The 15692-nt window shown below is 63.3% G+C and carries 13 protein-coding genes; 8 read left to right on the top strand and 5 right to left on the bottom strand.

Annotation, left to right across the window (positions count from 1 at the left end; all coding sequences use genetic code 11):
- The first annotated feature begins 688 nt into the window (after nucleotides 1–688).
- A complete protein-coding gene (locus GE027_RS11540; protein WP_153557352.1) occupies nucleotides 689–4453 on the top strand; it encodes a DUF1553 domain-containing protein in 3765 nt (1254 codons plus the stop codon).
- A gap of 72 nt (nucleotides 4454–4525) precedes the next feature.
- Nucleotides 4526–6061 (top strand): DUF1501 domain-containing protein, encoded by a 1536-nt coding sequence (locus tag GE027_RS11535; RefSeq protein WP_153557351.1) that lies wholly within the window; start codon nucleotides 4526–4528, stop codon nucleotides 6059–6061.
- A 7-nt stretch (nucleotides 6062–6068) separates the two neighbouring features.
- Here GE027_RS11535 and GE027_RS11530 read toward each other — a convergent pair whose 3' ends face one another.
- The 3 genes from GE027_RS11530 to GE027_RS11520 all read right to left on the bottom strand — a co-directional run bounded on the left by GE027_RS11530 (nucleotide 6069) and on the right by GE027_RS11520 (nucleotide 9109).
- Nucleotides 6069–6770, bottom strand: coding sequence for a hypothetical protein (locus GE027_RS11530; RefSeq protein WP_153557350.1), 702 nt, complete (start codon nucleotides 6768–6770; stop codon nucleotides 6069–6071).
- A complete protein-coding gene (gene greA, locus GE027_RS11525) occupies nucleotides 6767–7252 on the bottom strand; it encodes a transcription elongation factor GreA (RefSeq protein ID WP_153557349.1) in 486 nt (161 codons plus the stop codon). Before greA ends, GE027_RS11530 begins: the two co-directional genes overlap by 4 nt.
- A gap of 168 nt (nucleotides 7253–7420) precedes the next feature.
- Complete coding sequence (locus tag GE027_RS11520; RefSeq protein ID WP_153557348.1) at nucleotides 7421–9109, bottom strand: ABC1 kinase family protein; 1689 nt, start codon at nucleotides 9107–9109, stop codon at nucleotides 7421–7423.
- Between the two features lie 175 nt (nucleotides 9110–9284).
- Between GE027_RS11520 and GE027_RS11515 the strand changes: the two genes are divergently transcribed.
- The 5 genes from GE027_RS11515 to GE027_RS11495 all read left to right on the top strand — a co-directional run bounded on the left by GE027_RS11515 (nucleotide 9285) and on the right by GE027_RS11495 (nucleotide 13750).
- On the top strand, nucleotides 9285–10874 hold the full coding sequence (locus GE027_RS11515) for an ABC transporter permease subunit (protein WP_162006692.1): 1590 nt from the start codon (nucleotides 9285–9287) through the stop codon (nucleotides 10872–10874).
- Between the two features lie 27 nt (nucleotides 10875–10901).
- Nucleotides 10902–12050 carry a DUF1570 domain-containing protein gene (locus GE027_RS11510; RefSeq protein WP_153557346.1) on the top strand — a complete coding sequence of 383 codons (1149 nt, stop codon included), beginning with the start codon at nucleotides 10902–10904 and terminating at the stop codon, nucleotides 12048–12050.
- 127 nt (nucleotides 12051–12177) lie between these two features.
- Nucleotides 12178–12624: a hypothetical protein gene (locus tag GE027_RS11505; RefSeq protein ID WP_153557345.1), complete on the top strand. Its 447-nt coding sequence runs from the start codon at nucleotides 12178–12180 to the stop codon at nucleotides 12622–12624.
- A gap of 46 nt (nucleotides 12625–12670) precedes the next feature.
- Entirely contained in the window at nucleotides 12671–13006 is a 336-nt protein-coding gene (locus tag GE027_RS11500; protein WP_153557344.1) for a hypothetical protein, read from the top strand.
- A gap of 150 nt (nucleotides 13007–13156) precedes the next feature.
- Nucleotides 13157–13750 (top strand): peroxiredoxin, encoded by a 594-nt coding sequence (locus GE027_RS11495; RefSeq protein WP_153557343.1) that lies wholly within the window; start codon nucleotides 13157–13159, stop codon nucleotides 13748–13750.
- 190 nt (nucleotides 13751–13940) lie between these two features.
- Here GE027_RS11495 and GE027_RS11490 read toward each other — a convergent pair whose 3' ends face one another.
- Both GE027_RS11490 and GE027_RS11485 read right to left on the bottom strand, forming a co-directional pair.
- A complete protein-coding gene (locus tag GE027_RS11490) occupies nucleotides 13941–14156 on the bottom strand; it encodes a hypothetical protein (RefSeq protein ID WP_153557342.1) in 216 nt (71 codons plus the stop codon).
- Complete coding sequence (locus GE027_RS11485) at nucleotides 14153–14668, bottom strand: hypothetical protein (RefSeq protein ID WP_153557341.1); 516 nt, start codon at nucleotides 14666–14668, stop codon at nucleotides 14153–14155. Before GE027_RS11485 ends, GE027_RS11490 begins: the two co-directional genes overlap by 4 nt.
- Nucleotides 14669–14945: 277 nt before the next feature.
- Between GE027_RS11485 and GE027_RS11480 the strand changes: the two genes are divergently transcribed.
- Nucleotides 14946–15497 carry a PSP1 C-terminal domain-containing protein gene (locus GE027_RS11480; RefSeq protein WP_162006691.1) on the top strand — a complete coding sequence of 184 codons (552 nt, stop codon included), beginning with the start codon at nucleotides 14946–14948 and terminating at the stop codon, nucleotides 15495–15497.
- The last annotated feature ends 195 nt before the right edge of the window (nucleotides 15498–15692 follow it).

Genomic DNA, 15692 nt, shown 5'->3' with positions numbered 1-15692 from the left:
GTAGGGACGACTGCGGCACAGATCCGTATGCGAAGGACTACCTTATACGGCTCCCGCTGCTAGTCGAGCGCGAAAGCGTTTTTTCGGTTGCTGAGCGTAAGGACTTGCTAACCCGCAGGGCGATCCAGCTTGCGCGCACCTCTGTCGCCCCTCCGGGGCTTTTGCTTGCTTGGAGAGCTGCGAACCGGCGGGTCACCCCGCCGGCAGGGGCTGTGTCGCCCTGCGGGCTGGTCCGGCGGTCGGGCGGAATTATTGCGGCATGGATTGCTTGGAGGCCGCTGCCGAGCCAACTCTTGGTGTCCGAGCGGACAACCCGCACACGGGCTCTCAGCCCGAAGGGCGGCACAGCCCCTGCCGGGGACGTGACGGCCTGTCGATTTATTTGAAAACGCATTGCTGATGTGAGCCGTGTGGGCGATAGCCCCGGTTCTGCGGTGACAAAACCGAGGCTATCGCCTAAACGGCTCATTAAATCGACAGGCCGGTGAGTCCCCGGGTGCTGAGCGCAAGGACTCGCCAGCCCGCAGGGCGGGGCTGATCGTCGGAAAAGGCTTCGCCGGGCAGGAAGAGATGTCAGCCACAAGGGCAATTCATGCGCTGGCAGGCGGCTGACGGGACTGAGGCGAGTCGCCAGATCGGTTAAGATAGACCACTCGCCTTCACTCGCTTCCCGTTCGCCGCACTGCGCATGTCCCACCCTGCTTCCGTTGGCCCCCCGGGCCTCCGCGTTTGTCGCTTCCTGGCTGCTCTGGGCCTGACGCTGTGCAGCCTGTCCGCCACCGCCGATGGTTCCGATCCGCGCACCGTGGATTTCAACCGCGACATTCGGCCGATCCTGTCGGCCAATTGCTTCGCCTGTCACGGCCCCGACGAAGCGCATCGCGAAGCCGATCTGCGGCTGGACACCTACGACGGAGTATTCGTCGATCGTGATGACGCCCCGGTCATCGTCGCGGGCAAACCAGAGGAAAGCCTGTTGCTCTCTCGCGTCCGTGCTCATGATCCCGGCGAAGTGATGCCGCCCAGTGAGAATGGCGAGCGACTGCCGGCCGAACAGATCGAATTGCTGCGTCGTTGGATCGCCGAAGGGGCAGCGTGGGGAGAACACTGGGCGTTTGTGCCTGCCCGGCGACCGCCCCTGCCCGAAGTGTCCGAGTCGGATTGGGGCCGAAACCCCATCGACCGGTTGGTGCTCGCCGCATTGGAAGCGCGGCACGAGGCGCCCAACCCGCCGGCTCGCCCCGCCGATCTGCTGCGACGCGTCACCCTGGACCTGACCGGCTTGTTGCCCACGCCAGCGGAAGTCGACGCGTTCGTTTCGGACCCTTCGCCCGCGGCCTATGAAAATGCCGTCGACCGTCTGTTGGCTTCGCCCCGTTACGGTGAACACCGGGCCCGATACTGGATGGATTACGCTCGCTACGGTGACACCCAGGGCTTGCATGTCGACAACTACCAGAGCCGCTGGCCGTATCGCGACTATGTGATCCGCGCGTTCAACGACGACATGCCCTACGATCAATTCACGCGGGAACAATTGGCCGGCGATCTGTTGCCTCCTGAACGGCTCGATCAAATCGTGGCCACCGGGCTGGTTCGTTGTGGCATCGCCACCGGCGAAGGCGGCACGATCATCGAAGAATTGAAAGTCAACCTGGCTCGCGAACGCACCGAGATGTTCGGAGCCGTATACCTAGGCCTGACCACCGGCTGTGCGGCTTGCCACGATCACAAGTACGATCCGCTCAGCCAACGCGACTTCTACGCCCTGACGGCGTTCTTTAACAACCTGACCGAAAAAGCTTCCTGCGACGACCGCGCCGACTGGCCGCCCAACGTCACCGTCCCCCAACCTGACAACGCCGCGGCGTACGACAAAGTGTTGGCGCAAAAAGCCGACGTGCTGCGTGGGCTGCAACAGCGGCGGCAAAACGCCGATCGGTTGATCGACACCTGGTTGCAAGCGGGCAACCGCCCGGCGGCCGTCGACGAGAAAGGCCTGCAGCTGCGTCTGCGACTGGATGAAAACTACCAGAGTTGGCAGCGGCCAAAGACGCTGTTGCATAACTCGGCAGCGGCCACCGATTCGCCCCCGTTCACCGCCACCGGCCCCGACCCACTGTGGGGCGAAGACACCTGTTTGTGGCCCAGCTTTCGGCTGGACACCAACACCCGCGTCAATCTGGGCCAAACCGGCGACTTTGAAAAAGACCAGGCGTTTTCCTGCGGCGGTTGGATCAAACCGCGCAACGTACCGGGCGGCAAAGCGTGGAACACCAAAGCCGGGGCGTTGATCGCCAAAATGGATCTCGCCGACGACCATCGAGGCTGGAACCTGTATTACTCCGGCGGTCCCCTGCACGTTCAACTGGTCCATCAATGGCCCCACGACGCGATCGCGTTGGAGACCGTCGGTACGACCGAATACCGCAGCCCCTTCCGACTGCCCGAAGGATCGTACGAGGGCACCGACCCCGACGTTACGCTGCCCCGTGGCAGCTGGTCTCATGTGTGTTTCACCTACGATGGATCCGGTAAAGCATCGGGAGTCAAAATCTACGTCAATGGTCTGCTGCAAAAAACCAAAGTCGTCCGCGACGCCTTGACCGGTTCGATCCGCACGGCGGCGCCGATGTGGCTGGGTCGGCGACACGACGGCGATCCGATGCAGGCCACCGCCTACCAGGACATGCGGATCTATGACCGCGAACTGTCGGCCGAAGAAGTCGCTCGGCTGCCGCGTGAAGACTACGCCGCGGAGATCATCGCCGCCAAACAACCCGGCGCCTGGACGCTGGACGAGCGCAAGGTCGTGGAGGACTATTTCTTTGACAGCGTGGACGCGGAATCCATCGCTTTGAAACAAAAGTTGCCCGGCTTGGATGCCGAGCTCGTACGTTTGTCGGCCGGCGGTGCGGTTTCGCTGGTCTGCCGCGAGAAAACCGGGCTGGCCTACGCCGACGTGCTCAGCCGCGGCGTGTTTAACGCCCGCGCCGAACGGGTGCTGGCCGACGTGCCACAGTTCCTGCCGCCGCTGCCGCCGGACGCCCCGCACAACCGTCTGGGACTGGCCGAGTGGGTCGTCGCGCCCGATAACCCGCTGACCGCTCGCGTCACCGTCAATCGCGTTTGGCAGGAATTGTTTGGCACGGGGTTGGTATCGACCAGCGATGATTTCGGCACCGTCGGCGAACCTCCCTCGCACCGCGAACTGCTGGACTGGCTGGCGGTGGAATTCGTCGACAGCGGCTGGCAGGTCAAACGGCTTTATAAAACCATCGTGATGTCGGCCACCTACCAACAGTCGGCCGTGGCCACCGCCGATATGGCCGCCAGCGATGCGGACAACCGTCTGCTGGGCCGCGGACCGCGATTCCGCATGGACGGCGAAATGCTCCGCGACAGTGCCCTGCAGGCCAGTGGGCTGTTGGTGGAAAAGCTGGGCGGAAAAAGCGTCAAACCCTATCAACCGCCCGGCGTCTGGGAAACCGGCAGCTATGGCGGCAGCAACACGCGGATCTATCAACAGGATCACGGCGACAAGCTGTATCGCCGCAGCCTCTACACGTTTGTCAAACGCATGGCGCCGATGCCCAACCTGGAAGTCTTCGATGCCACCGACCGCTCGGCCACCTGTGTGCGCCGCCAACGCACCAACACCCCGCTGGCCGCCCTGGTGCTGATGAACGATCCGCAGTACCTGGAAGCCGCCCGTCATCTGGGCGAACGCGCGATCCGAGAGGGCGGGGCGAGCACAACAGAACGCATCGACTTCCTCGGCCGCGTCCTGTTGTCGCGGCCCTTTTCCGACGCCGACCAAAAAATCCTGCAGGCCGCCTTCGAGCGTTTGACCACCAGTTTTGCCGAGCGTCCCGGCGATGCCGAAGCCCTGATTTCGATCGGTGAATCCGCGAAACCTTCCATGGCCGACCAGCCCAGTTTGACCACCGGAAAACCGTCGCGAAGTCCCGAGCACCAGAGGGGACACCCGCCGTCGCTGGCCAACGACGGCCTCCGCAGCGACACCAACCGCTTCTGGTCGCTGGATTCCAGCGGCGGCAAGCCGGCTTGGTGGGAGGTCGATCTGGAGCAGCCCACCGAGGTCGCCAGCGTGGTCGTGGTCGGTTACTTCGGCGACTCGCGACACTATGGCTTCACCGTCGAAACCTCGCTCGACGGCCGACAGTGGGATCTGGTGGCCGACCACCGCGACAACCAGCGACCGTCTACCGCCGCAGGGATCCGCTGCGAATTCGAACCGCGGCAGGTGCGTTTCATCCGCGTCAACCAAACTCATAACTCGGCCAACGTGGGGCGGCACCTGGTGGAGGTGCTGGCGTTTGGCAAAGCCGAGTCAGCGGCCAAGTCGAACGGGATCGACGCCACCGAACTGGCCGTCTGGATGATGATGGCCTCCACGGTGATGAACAGCGATGCGGCCCTCAACAAATAGTGAATCGTCCCTGGTCTTTCGTTAGGCTCTGCCTGGTTGCTTCCCGCTAACCCTCCAAAGTAATACGTCGCGATGAAACCCTCCCCATGCTCCGACCATTTCGGCTGCGGTCCGACGCCCTGTGACCTGCCGATCCCCGCCGAACTGAAACAGCGATGGAAAACGTTGGCAACGCGGCGGCACTTCCTGGGTCGCGGCGGCACCGCCCTGGGCTGGGCGGCATTGGCTTCCCTGTTGGGCGGCGGGACGCTGGGAAGTGCAACCGGGCAAGCGGCGACGGCCGAGCGGCGGGGTGGCATTCTGGACGGCCCGCACTTTCCACCCACCGCCAAACGCGTGATTTACTTGTTCATGTCCGGCGGTCCGCCGCAAATGGACATGTGGGATTACAAACCGGACCTAGCCCGGTGGTATGACAAAGACTTGCCGGAATCGGTCCGCGGCACCGCCATGCCCACCGGCATGACGGCGGGTCAAACCCGGTTTCCCGTGGCGCCGTCTCAGTGGGCGTTTAAGCGGTACGGCCAGTGCGGCCGCTGGGTCAGCGAGTTGCAACCGGCGATGGCCAAGAGTGTCGACGACATCGCCGTAATCCACTCGATGCACACCGATGCGATCAACCACGAACCGGCCATTTTGTTGATGAACACCGGCAACATGGTCCCGGGCAAACCCTCGCTGGGAGCCTGGATGTCTTACGGGCTGGGCAGCCCCAACGACAACCTTCCCGCTTTTGTGGTGCTGAATTCAAAGTTCACGGTCGGCAACCCGCAACCGATCAACTCGCGGTTGTGGGGCAGCGGCTTTCTGTCCTCGCGGCACGCCGGCGTGCTGTTGCGTTCGGCCAAGGATCCGGTGCTGTACTTGCAGGATCCCCGGGGCATGGATCGCCGCGTCCGCCGCACCATGCTGGATGCGGTTGCCCAGTTGAATCAACGCACCTTTGAAGAATTTGGCGACCCGGAAACGCAGTCGCGGATCAGCCAGTACGAGATGGCGGCCCGGATGCAAACCAGTGTTCCGGAACTGACGGACTTTTCCGACGAACCGGAGCACACTTGGAAACTGTACGGCGAACAAGCCAAACAACCGGGCAGCTTTGCCTACAACTGTTTGATGGCTCGGCGGCTGGCCGAACGCGGCGTGCCGTTTACGCAGGTTTACAAGCGGGGTTGGGACGTGCACGGCAACGTGGTCGGCGACCTACCCAAGCTGTGTGCGGAAACCGACGCCGCGATGCACGGCCTGCTGGAGGACCTCAAACAGCGAGGTTTGTTGGAAGACACCCTGGTGGTCTGGGCCGGCGAATTCGGTCGTACGGTGTATTCCCAAGGCGGGCTGTCGCGGAAGAATTACGGACGCGACCACCACGCCAAATGCTTCAGCCTGTGGCTGGCCGGCGGCGGGATCCGGGGCGGCGTTGCCCACGGCGCCACCGATGATTTTTCCTTCTCGATCACCGAAGATCCGGTGCATATCCGCGACCTGAATGCCACCATCCTGCACTGCTTGGGGATCGACCACCAACGCTTGACGTTCAACATCCAAGGACTCGATCAAAAGCTGACCGGCGTGGAACAAGCCCACGTCGTGCGGGCTCTGCTGTGAGACGTCCCTAGCGCACGCCTTCGCTTTTTCCGGCTTCGATCTCCGCCTCTAATAGCGGCACGATCGATTCGGCGGGCATCTGCCGATCGGCCACCTGCTCGCGATCGGCGAGCAGTCGGGCGCGGACGACCACTTCGTGAAGCGTTTCGGTGTCGGGGGCGGTGATCAGCCGTTGGCCGCGCAGCGAGTCATCGTCGACCAGGACCGGGGCCAACACTTCGTTGACGTCGAAACTGGTTACCGTGCCTTGGAGGATGGCGTGGCGCAGCCGCGAGAGATCCTTCAGCGCGCCGGCGCGGGCCGCCTCGTCCAGTTCCGGATCGGCTTCGAGGTGGGTTTCGATCGCTTCCAGATCGCCCCACTGGAGCAGCGGGATGCGAGTCAGCCGGTTCATCACGCCACTGGCCTGCCAGTTTTCCAGCCGTCCGCTCTCGGCGTCGTCGGCGACCTGTTCGAGCAGACGCGTGACGGCCTGTTTCTCTTCGGGGTCGAGCTGGCTTTGGGCGACGGTCGGAATCGTATGGCCGCGCAGCGTCCGCGACGCCAGTTCGACGCGCTGTTGAAACAGGAAGTAGGTCGACACGCCGCAGCAGACGAACATGGCGATCGTCAGCAGCAGGCACGAAGCCAGGACCGCCGGCATCCAGCCCACGCCCTCGTCGGCATCTTCGTCGGGGCCCGCTGGGCCGCCGGGCTCGGTCTGGCTCATTCGGCGTCCAGGAATTCGATTTTCAGGATCTTGAAGCGCATTTTGCCGGCCGGGGCATCGATTTCGGCCGTCTCGCCAACCTTCTTGCCGACCAAGCCTTGTCCCAGGGGACTGGTCACGAGGATTTTGCCCGCGTCGTAGTCCTCTTCACCGGCGCCGACCAGCGTGAACTGTTCTTCGTCGCTATAGGCCAAGTCCTCGACCGTGACGGTGCACCCGAAGACGACCTCATCCTTGGGCAAGGTGGAGGGATCGATGATCGTGGCCCGCGCCAGCTTCAACTTCAGCTCGTCGATTTTGCGCTGCAGCATGCCTTGGTTTTCACGCTGGGCATGGTACTCGGCGTTTTCCTTCAAATCGCCTTCTGCACGTGCCTCGGCGATCTTCTCGGTGATCTTCGGCATCTCGACCGAATCCAAACGCTCCATCTCCGCCTTGATCTTGTTGTACCCCTCGCGGGTCATGGGGACCGAATCGTGCATGGATAATCCTTGACTGAAAGTTAAAAGTATCGTTCCGCTGGCGCAAAACAAAACAACGACCTACCGCGCAAAGGTCCGCGGCGGGTCGTCGTCAGTGGTTGATTGGATCGATGACCCTAAATCTTCGCCTCTCGAGGTCGCTCTGTAAAGCGGAGCTTGCGGTGGCGTTCAGTCGTCATTGTCGCGCGTCAGATGGCCGCTGTGGCCGATGGCCAGGGCCAGCCGCATCATGACCATCAGGCTGAAGCCCGCACCGGCCGTCCCCAGCACGCTCAACTGGTGGATTCCCAAGAACGACTGACTGGGAAACAGCAGGGGCGGCACTTTCATCGCCAGCATCAGCGACGAGCCCAGAAACAGCGAACTGGCCAACATCCCCAGGACCAGGCGGTTGACCGAAGGGCTCAAACGGCGGTGTTCCAGGTTCAGACTGACGTTGCCGCGGCGAGCCTGTTCGAGCAGGGAGAGCACTTGGTCGGGGGCGAACTCCAGAAAGTTCTCGGCTTCCAGATAAATCCGGCGGGCTTGCCGAAAGCGGCGTTTCGGACTCAGCCGCCGGAGCATCGCCTGACGCACGAAGCCGCGGATGATACTCAACGAGTCGAACTGGGCGTTCAGTGTACTGAGCGTGCCTTCGAGCGAGACCAACATCTTCAGCAGCAGAGCGGACTGGCTGGGTAGTTTGATGTTGTGGCGATGCAGGATGTCGGTCAAATCGTTCAGGGCGGCGGTCAGATTGAACTTGCCCAGTCCCTGCCGGCCGTAGGTGGCCAGGTAATCGCCGATATCGACCGACAGCGCCGCGTCGTCCAAACACGGCGGCGGGTTGCCCACGCGTTTGACCAAGCGCAACACCATCGCTTCGTCCCCGGCGGCGATCGCAAACAGCATCTCCTCGATCGTCTCTCGCAGGCGATCATCGACGCGGCCCACCATACCGAAATCCAGGATCCCCAGCTTGCCATCGGCCAGAGCCAGCAGGTTGCCCGGATGCGGATCGGCGTGAAAGGTGCCGTGGTCAAACAGCATTCGCATGTAACAGCGAGTGATGTTTTGGGCCATTTGGTTTCGCTTTTCCGGGTCCGCTTCTTCCCACTTGGCCACGTTGGGACCGTCCAGACGCGTCATCACCAGCACCCGGGCGGTGCACAGTTCGGCGACCGGTTCGGGCAGCACGACGTCGGGATCGTCGGCGAAGAACTGGTCGAACACCTGCATGTTTTGCTGTTCGCGTTCGAAGTCCAGTTCGTGGCGAAGCATGGGCATCATCTGTCGCGCCATTTCGGCCGGTCCCCAGGGCGCGAAGGCCTCGACGTGTTCGGCCAACTGGGCCAATCCCGCCAGCACGTCCAGGTCCTGCAGGATCGTGTGTTCGACGCCGTCGCGTTGGACTTTGATGACCACCTGGCGGCCATCGGCCAGGGTGGCCGCGTGGACCTGTCCGATCGAAGCGGTCGCCAGCGGCTGGTCTTCCAGCACCGCGATTTCGTGCTCAAAACGCTCGCCCAGTTCTTCGTGCAGCGTGCGCCGCACGACTTCGGGCGGATCCGGCGCGACGTTGGCGCGGAGGAGTTTTAATTCGTCGGCCATGCTCGCTCCGACTAGGTCGGGGCGAGCGGCCAGCAGTTGCCCCAGTTTGATGAACGTCGGGCCCAGTTCGGTCAGGGCCAGCCGCACGCGTTTTTCTCGCGAGTGCTGGGTCAGCGGCACGCCCTGGCGATCTTTCAAGAAATCGCGAAAGGGCAAACTGGGGAAATGGCTCAACCAGTCCGCCAATCCATAGCGGCGCAGCACCTGAAGGATCTGTCTCCAGCGTTTCAGGTTGCGGTACAGCTGCGGGATGGCGGTGATTTTCATAGATTCTCGGCCCAGCTTGAATATGGCTCAGTCTGAGCAGCCAGCGCGGCCGAATCGGCTGGGAAAGCGGCGCGTCGAGCTGTTGCCGGTCGCGGCCCGCGTTAAGATCGATAAAACGGTTACATTCACTCCTCAATTATGCACGCTTTGGCCATGGGGACATGGCCCCTTGGTTATGGCCTCTTTGTTATTGACGCTCGCCCTGATGACGTTGGCCGTGTCGGTGGCCCTGCCGGTGGGCGTGGCCCTGGCGGCGCTGCTGTGTCTGGCGGGTTCGCATCGGCTGGCCCGCGCGGTTCGGCGATCCGCCTGGGCAATGCTGTTCGTGCTGGTGTGTTTGCCACTGTACCTGCAGGCTTCGGCGTGGGAGGCGGCCGCCGGAAAATACGGCTGGATACCGCTGATGCAAAGTGGTGCGAATCGTTTCTGGTTTCGCGGCTTGGTGGCGGCCGGCTGGGTGCACGGGATCAGCGGTGCGGCCTGGATCGCCCTGATCACGTCCTGGGCCGTGAGCCGCACCCCGGTGTCGCTGCTTCAACAGGCGTCGCTGGACGCCTCGGCCGCCGGCCGGCTGTGGCACGTCGCGTTGCCCTACGCACGCCCGGCGATCGCCGCGGCGGGACTGTGGGTCGCCTTGCTGGCCGCGACCGAGATGACGGTGGCCGACCTGTACGGCGTCCGCACGCTGGCCGACGAGGTCTATCTGAAGTACGCCTACGAACCCGAACCGCTGCCCATCGCGCTGGCCTACGCGACGCCCTGGGCCATCGCGGGGGTCTTTCTCTGGTCCCTCGGGCGACTGATGCGGCGGATGTCGGCGGCGGGAATGCCGGGTGCGGGGATGTCGGGTGCGGGGGGACGCCGGGGCGGCCTGGAACGCCAAACCGCCTTCTGGAACGAAGGCCACACCTGGGACGGGGCCGGCGGAACCGAACGACCTGCGCTCTGGGCCACGGCGGCCTGTGTGCTGGCCGCCGGCCTCCTGGTGTTGTTGGTCTGCGTGCCGCTGGTCAGTCTGATCATGAAAGCCGGATTGGTGGTCGAAGCCGCCGGCGCGGAGCACGCCGGACCGCGTTACCACTGGTCCTGGTCGCAGTTCGGTCAGACCCTGAACGATTCGCTGCGAACCTTCGGTCCGGAGTTCGGTTGGTCGGTGGCGCTGGCCGGTGGTGTGGCCGTGGTCGCTCTGGCCCTAGGCGCGGCCGCGGCAGCCTGGGCCGAAGGCTCGCCAAGGCGAGCGAGCTGGGGAGCGGTAGCAGCCGTACTGCTGGTGCTGATTCCCGGCCCCATCGTCGGCATGGCGGTGGTCCACCTGTTTCACAACCGCGGCGGTGTGTGGGACGAACTGTACCAGCGGAGTCTGCTGCCGACGGTGGTCGCCCTGCTGCCGCGAGCCGCACCGGCTGCTTACCTGGTGATGCGAGCCGGTTACCGGTTGCTGGGCCACAGCGTGCACGAAGCGGCCCGCATCGACGGCGCGTCGCGCTGGCAGCGTTGGCGGTGGATCGAAGCCCCCAGGCTGCGCCCCGCGATGCTGGTGGCCGGTTTGGTGGCCGGCATGGTGGCGGCGGCCGACGTGCCCCCGACACTGGTTGTGTTGCCGCCCGGGATCAGTACGGTAGGAACCCGTCTGTTCGAACTGCTGCACAGCGGCGTCCGCTACCAAGCGGCCGGATTAACCCTCTGCTTCTGCGTGCTGGTCGCCGCGACTTCGCTGTTGACATGGCGATTGGGCACCCGTTTGCCGCGGCGTGGTGTAGGATAGCGATAACGGGACTGCAAAAGGGAACCCATGGCTCTTCGATACACGCTCTTCTGGATCTTACGACGGCTCTCGCGCATCGCAGACGGGAATGCTTCGCCGCTGGCCGCGGTGCGGTTTGCTTTTGCCGCCATCTGCCTGACGGCCTGGGCGGGCACACCGGCCAGGGGTGTGGAACGCGTGGAGTTTGTCGACCGTCGCGATCGCCCCCAGGACGTCCAGGGCGAGATCATGGTCGAAGCCCGCGACGGAGGCCTGTTGCTGCTGGGCGAAGACGGCCGGATGTGGACCATCCAGCCCGAACAGATTCGCGATCGCCAAAGCGACGACCGCCCCCTGGTCGCCGTGGACGAAGCCGAAGCCGCGCGGCGGTTACTGGCGGAGATGCCCAGCGGATTCGAAATCTATCGCACCAACCATTACGTGATCGGCCACAATACCAACGAGCGGTACGTGGCCTGGGTGGGGTCTTTGTTTGAAAGGTTGCACCGGGGTTTTTATACGTACTGGAAGAACCAGGGCTGGCAACTGCAACCGGCTCGCTTTCCGCTGGTGGGGTTGGTGTTTGCCGACCGCGAGAGTTTCGTCCAGTACGCGCGGCCGGAACTGGGCGACGCGGTCAACGGCATCATCGGTTACTACAACCTGGAAACCAACCGAATCACGACGTTCAACATGCCCAATGCCGAGCGCAACGTGGCCACGATCATCCACGAAGCGATGCATCAATTGGCCTACAACAGCGGCTTGCAGCGGCGTTTTGCCGACAACCCGTTGTGGGTCAGCGAGGGGCTGGCCGTCTTCTTCGAGGCTCCGGATTTTTCCACGCCGCGGGGCTGGCGGACGATCGGCCGCGTCAACACCGTGAACCTGCGCCGTTTTCAGAAGTTTCTGCCCAGTCGCCCCGCCGATTCCCTGACGACCCTGATCCGCGACGACGCCCGCTTTCGCAGCGCCGACACCGCCACGGCGGCTTACAGCGAAGCCTGGGCGCTGAACTACTTTCTGCTGAAAACGCGGCGCAAAGAGTACGTCGAGTACCTGCAGCAGTTGAGCCGCGGCGAACCGCTTGAGCAGTGCGGTCCGCGGGAACGGCTCCAAATGTTCGAAGCCGCGATGGGCACGGACCTGGCCAGCTTGGAAAAGGAATTCCTGCCCTTCATCACTCGCCTCCGCTGATCGGCCCCGAGACGGCTCAGGCGGGAACCTGCCGCCGGCGATAAACGGCGTTGACGGGGCGGGCGATTTTTGGCGACAAGACGGTTCTAACGAGTCTGTCCACTGACGAGATCAACGGAGGGAACCGGTGCGTCAACAGAGCTTGCGAAGAATCGGATTGCTGGGCATCGCCATGCTGTGGATGGCCACGGCCGCTGCGCCGCTCGAGGCCGGCCCGCCGCTGGTCGCCGAAGAATCCGGTTCCTCGACCTGGATGACTCCGCTGAGTCCCACGACCTGGAAGCTGCCCGCTCTGCCCTGGAGCTCGAGCGAGAAGAAGCCGGCGGCGAGGACGAGCTCCGAACCGGGCCTGTTTACCAGTATGTCTCGGCAACTGGGACGCGGCTGGGAAAAGACCAAACAGACGCTGAACCCCAAGAATCTGATGCCCAAGGACGAACCGACACGAACGGCTCGTCGTCGCAAGGCCGAACCACAGGAGGAACGTTTCTGGAGCGGTTGGTTCGCCGCGAACGAAGAACCACAAAAGATCGAAACCATCAATGATTTTCTTCGCCAACCATTGCCTTATTAGCGTGGCCGCAAGAGGGATCTTGCCGGCCGATAGTGGAACCTTGTCTATGCTGTCTTATGATCAAGCCGCGGGCTTGCGAAACGGGATCACTCGACTTGTCGAACGTTTGCATCAGGGAGACATCGACGACTACACCGACGAAAAACTGGCCATCTGGTATGAGGTCTTCAAACCGATTCGCGAAATGGTGCAGATGACGCTGCCGAGCCCGGGGTCGCCGCTGCTGAGCAAGGCGGCGGCCTTGGCCAATCCGCACACCCAGGAAGAGTTCGAGGATCACCTGCTGCGGATCATCCGTCACAGCGCCGACCGCGGCGAATACGTGTTGCGGCGGCTGCTGCGGCTGTATTTGGAACAGTTCGACAAACGGGCGGCTGCTTAAGAGGGGGGCTGGAGGGGCACGTTCGGCTGCGGCAGGGGGTCCGTCCGGAGATCTCCCCGGTTGCCGATCTGGGCCTTGCCGGAGATAGTAAGAAAGGATTTTCGAAGCCCTTTCCCGATCTATCTCTCTCACCCCGAACGAGTTTCAACCATGGCAAATTTGGTCACCCAGGAAGCTCCTGATTTCAAAGCCCAGGCAGTCATGCCAGACGGAGCGTTCAAGGAGGTCTCTCTGAGCGACTATCGTGGCAAGTACGTCCTGTTGTTCTTTTATCCGCTGGATTTCACGTTCGTTTGCCCGACGGAAATCATCGCCTTCAGCGACCGGATTGCCGACTTCCAGGACCTGGACGTGCAGATTCTGGGCGTGTCGGTCGACAGCCACTTCAGCCACTTTGCTTGGCGAAACCTGCCCCGCGACCAAGGCGGTATCGGGGAGATCGCTTACCCGTTGGTCGCCGACATCAACAAACAGATCGCCCGCGATTACAACGTGTTGTTGGACGATGGCGTCGCCCTGCGGGGACTGTTCCTGATCGACAAGGACGGCGTGATCCGCCACCAGGTGGTCAACGATCTGCCCCTGGGCCGCAGCGTCGACGAGGCCCTGCGAATGGTCCAGGCCCTGCAGTACTTCGAGAAGAACGGCGAAGTCTGCCCGGCAAACTGGCAGGAAGGCTCGCGGACCATCAAACCCGATGTGGCCGACAGCAAGGAATTCTTTGGCGCCGAATACGCCAAGTAATTGACCTGCGGCGAATGCCGTATCCCCGATCAGCCGCGGGGCGCTAGCCCACGGTTCCATCAGCCGCGGGGCGCTAGCCCACGGTTCCATCAGCCGCAGGGCGCTAGCCCACGGTTCCTGGACGCAACCCTTCACGGTGAACCGGCGGGCAACGGAACCGTACGCTAGCGCGCCAGCGGCTGATGCTCCTTTAGCTCGCGGTTCCGTCCGGCGGCCGCTGTGCCTCGCGGGCTCTGGGAATCAGATACAGCCCCAGCGACCGATAGGTCTCGTTGAACTGCCGCACGAATTCCGCTTGGTCATCCTCTGGCAAGCGAAACGGAGCGTCGGTTTCGTCGTGCACTTGGTCGGCCGCTCGCCGGACAACGGCGTCACAGGGGGCGGCCTCGCGGGGGCTACTGCTCATCGTTTCACTTGTCCCGGTCCATCGAACATACCGGCCACGCCGGGTCGCGAGAGACGTCTGAGGTAAAGCCATCCGACCACGGCAAAGATGCCCAGCCAGGGTCCCAACAGCGGCCAATAGGCCAGATGCCCCGCCCACCTGGCCAGCCCGCGGTTCTGCAGCCGCAGGCCGTGCACCGCTCCGGCCAATCCGCTGGCGGCCAACAGAAAACTCAAGAAGGCCAGCGGATAGTTGTACGGCCACAGCACATCCGACCAGGCGACGATTTGGTACACCGCCTCGCCCACCAAACTGACCGATTCGCCGGTCAGCGTTTCGAAAAACGTGACGCCGGCCAGGAACAACAGAAACACGCCCCAGGTCAGATAAATCCACAGCAACAGCCGAGCGATCGGGCCGACGGCGCGACCGGCAACCGCGAGCCGCCGCGGCACAGCCAACGGAGTGGGAACCTGGACGATGCCTTCGGGAAGCCCCGTGCCCAGCGGTTCGGAGAAGGGATTGTCGCTCACGATACGCCGCAGGGGTTGAAGAAGTGGGTCAGGCGTCTGCCAGAATACCAGTTTTCCCGCGGTGGCTGAAAGCCGAAAGCCGGTAACGCGACAAAGCGTTGGCCGTGGCAACCCACCGGAGGCTATGCTGATAGATGCTGGCCAGGACGAGCGACACTGGGTTGCCAACGCACGCCCTGACCGCAAGATTATTTCCCAGCCCGACCGATTGGTTCGGGAGCTTCCCGAAGCGTCCTCCGGACGCGCCCCCTCTGTTTTCTTTTGCGATCGAACCGTTTTGAGCGAACATTATCTGATCCGCGTGGGGTCCTTTGGAACGCTGTTCCGCTGTCAGTCCCAAGATGCCACCGTGTACGCTCGCGGCCAGCGGGTCGTCTGCCGCACGCCGCGTGGCACCGAGATCGGCTCGGTGCGGTCGGTGGTTCCGGCCACCGATCAGGCCGAGGGCCAGGTCATGCGGCGCACGACGACCGAAGACGAATTGTTGGTCGACCGGCTGGAGAAACACCGGGCCCGAGCCGTCCACCGGTGCCAGCAATTTTTGGCGGAAAGCGATACGCCGGCAACGCTGTTGGAGGTGGACCCGTTGTTCGATGGCCGAACCCTGATCTTCTTCTTCTTGGGCGAAGTGGACGAGCGGGTCCAGCGGATGACCGACGAATTGGTCGCGGAGTACGAACGCAACGTCCGCAGCCGGCATTTTGCCAAATTACTGAACCAGGGCTGCGGTCCCGGCTGCGGCACCGACGCGAAAGCGGGCGGTGGCTGCAGCGGAGGCTGTGCGGTGTGCGTGGTCGCCGCCGCCTGCAAGCCGGCGTCCTCGCCATAGCCGAAGCCGCCAGGCTTCCTGCCGTTCCCCGACAGAGATTTGGGATGGGAGATTGGAGATTGGAGATTTCAGATTTCCTGACTCCGGCGAGATCTATGGTTGCGAAGAATCGCTTTCTCCCCTCTCCCCCGAAGCCTGGCGAGCCTAAGCGAGTCAGGCTTCGGGGGAGAAGGGTTGGGGGTGAGGGGGAATGCA

Origin of the sequence: Roseimaritima sediminicola (genome assembly GCF_009618275.1) — a bacterium.
Classification (GTDB): domain Bacteria; phylum Planctomycetota; class Planctomycetia; order Pirellulales; family Pirellulaceae; genus Roseimaritima; species Roseimaritima sediminicola.
The sequence above is the reverse complement of the archived record's forward strand: the minus strand, read 5'-3'. Positions and strand labels throughout refer to the sequence as shown.

What these genes read in the sequence shown, in the direction of transcription:
- GE027_RS11540 (WP_153557352.1), top strand. Translation starts at nt 689, where the DNA reads ATGTCCCACCCTGCTTCCGTTGGCCCCCCGGGCCTCCGCGTTTGTCGC.
- GE027_RS11535 (WP_153557351.1), top strand. Translation starts at nt 4,526, where the DNA reads ATGAAACCCTCCCCATGCTCCGACCATTTCGGCTGCGGTCCGACGCCC.
- GE027_RS11530 (WP_153557350.1), bottom strand. Translation starts at nt 6,770, where the DNA reads ATGAGCCAGACCGAGCCCGGCGGCCCAGCGGGCCCCGACGAAGATGCC.
- greA (WP_153557349.1), bottom strand. Translation starts at nt 7,252, where the DNA reads ATGCACGATTCGGTCCCCATGACCCGCGAGGGGTACAACAAGATCAAG.
- GE027_RS11520 (WP_153557348.1), bottom strand. Translation starts at nt 9,109, where the DNA reads ATGAAAATCACCGCCATCCCGCAGCTGTACCGCAACCTGAAACGCTGG.
- GE027_RS11515 (WP_162006692.1), top strand. Translation starts at nt 9,285, where the DNA reads ATGGCCTCTTTGTTATTGACGCTCGCCCTGATGACGTTGGCCGTGTCG.
- GE027_RS11510 (WP_153557346.1), top strand. Translation starts at nt 10,902, where the DNA reads ATGGCTCTTCGATACACGCTCTTCTGGATCTTACGACGGCTCTCGCGC.
- GE027_RS11500 (WP_153557344.1), top strand. Translation starts at nt 12,671, where the DNA reads ATGCTGTCTTATGATCAAGCCGCGGGCTTGCGAAACGGGATCACTCGA.
- GE027_RS11495 (WP_153557343.1), top strand. Translation starts at nt 13,157, where the DNA reads ATGGCAAATTTGGTCACCCAGGAAGCTCCTGATTTCAAAGCCCAGGCA.
- GE027_RS11490 (WP_153557342.1), bottom strand. Translation starts at nt 14,156, where the DNA reads ATGAGCAGTAGCCCCCGCGAGGCCGCCCCCTGTGACGCCGTTGTCCGG.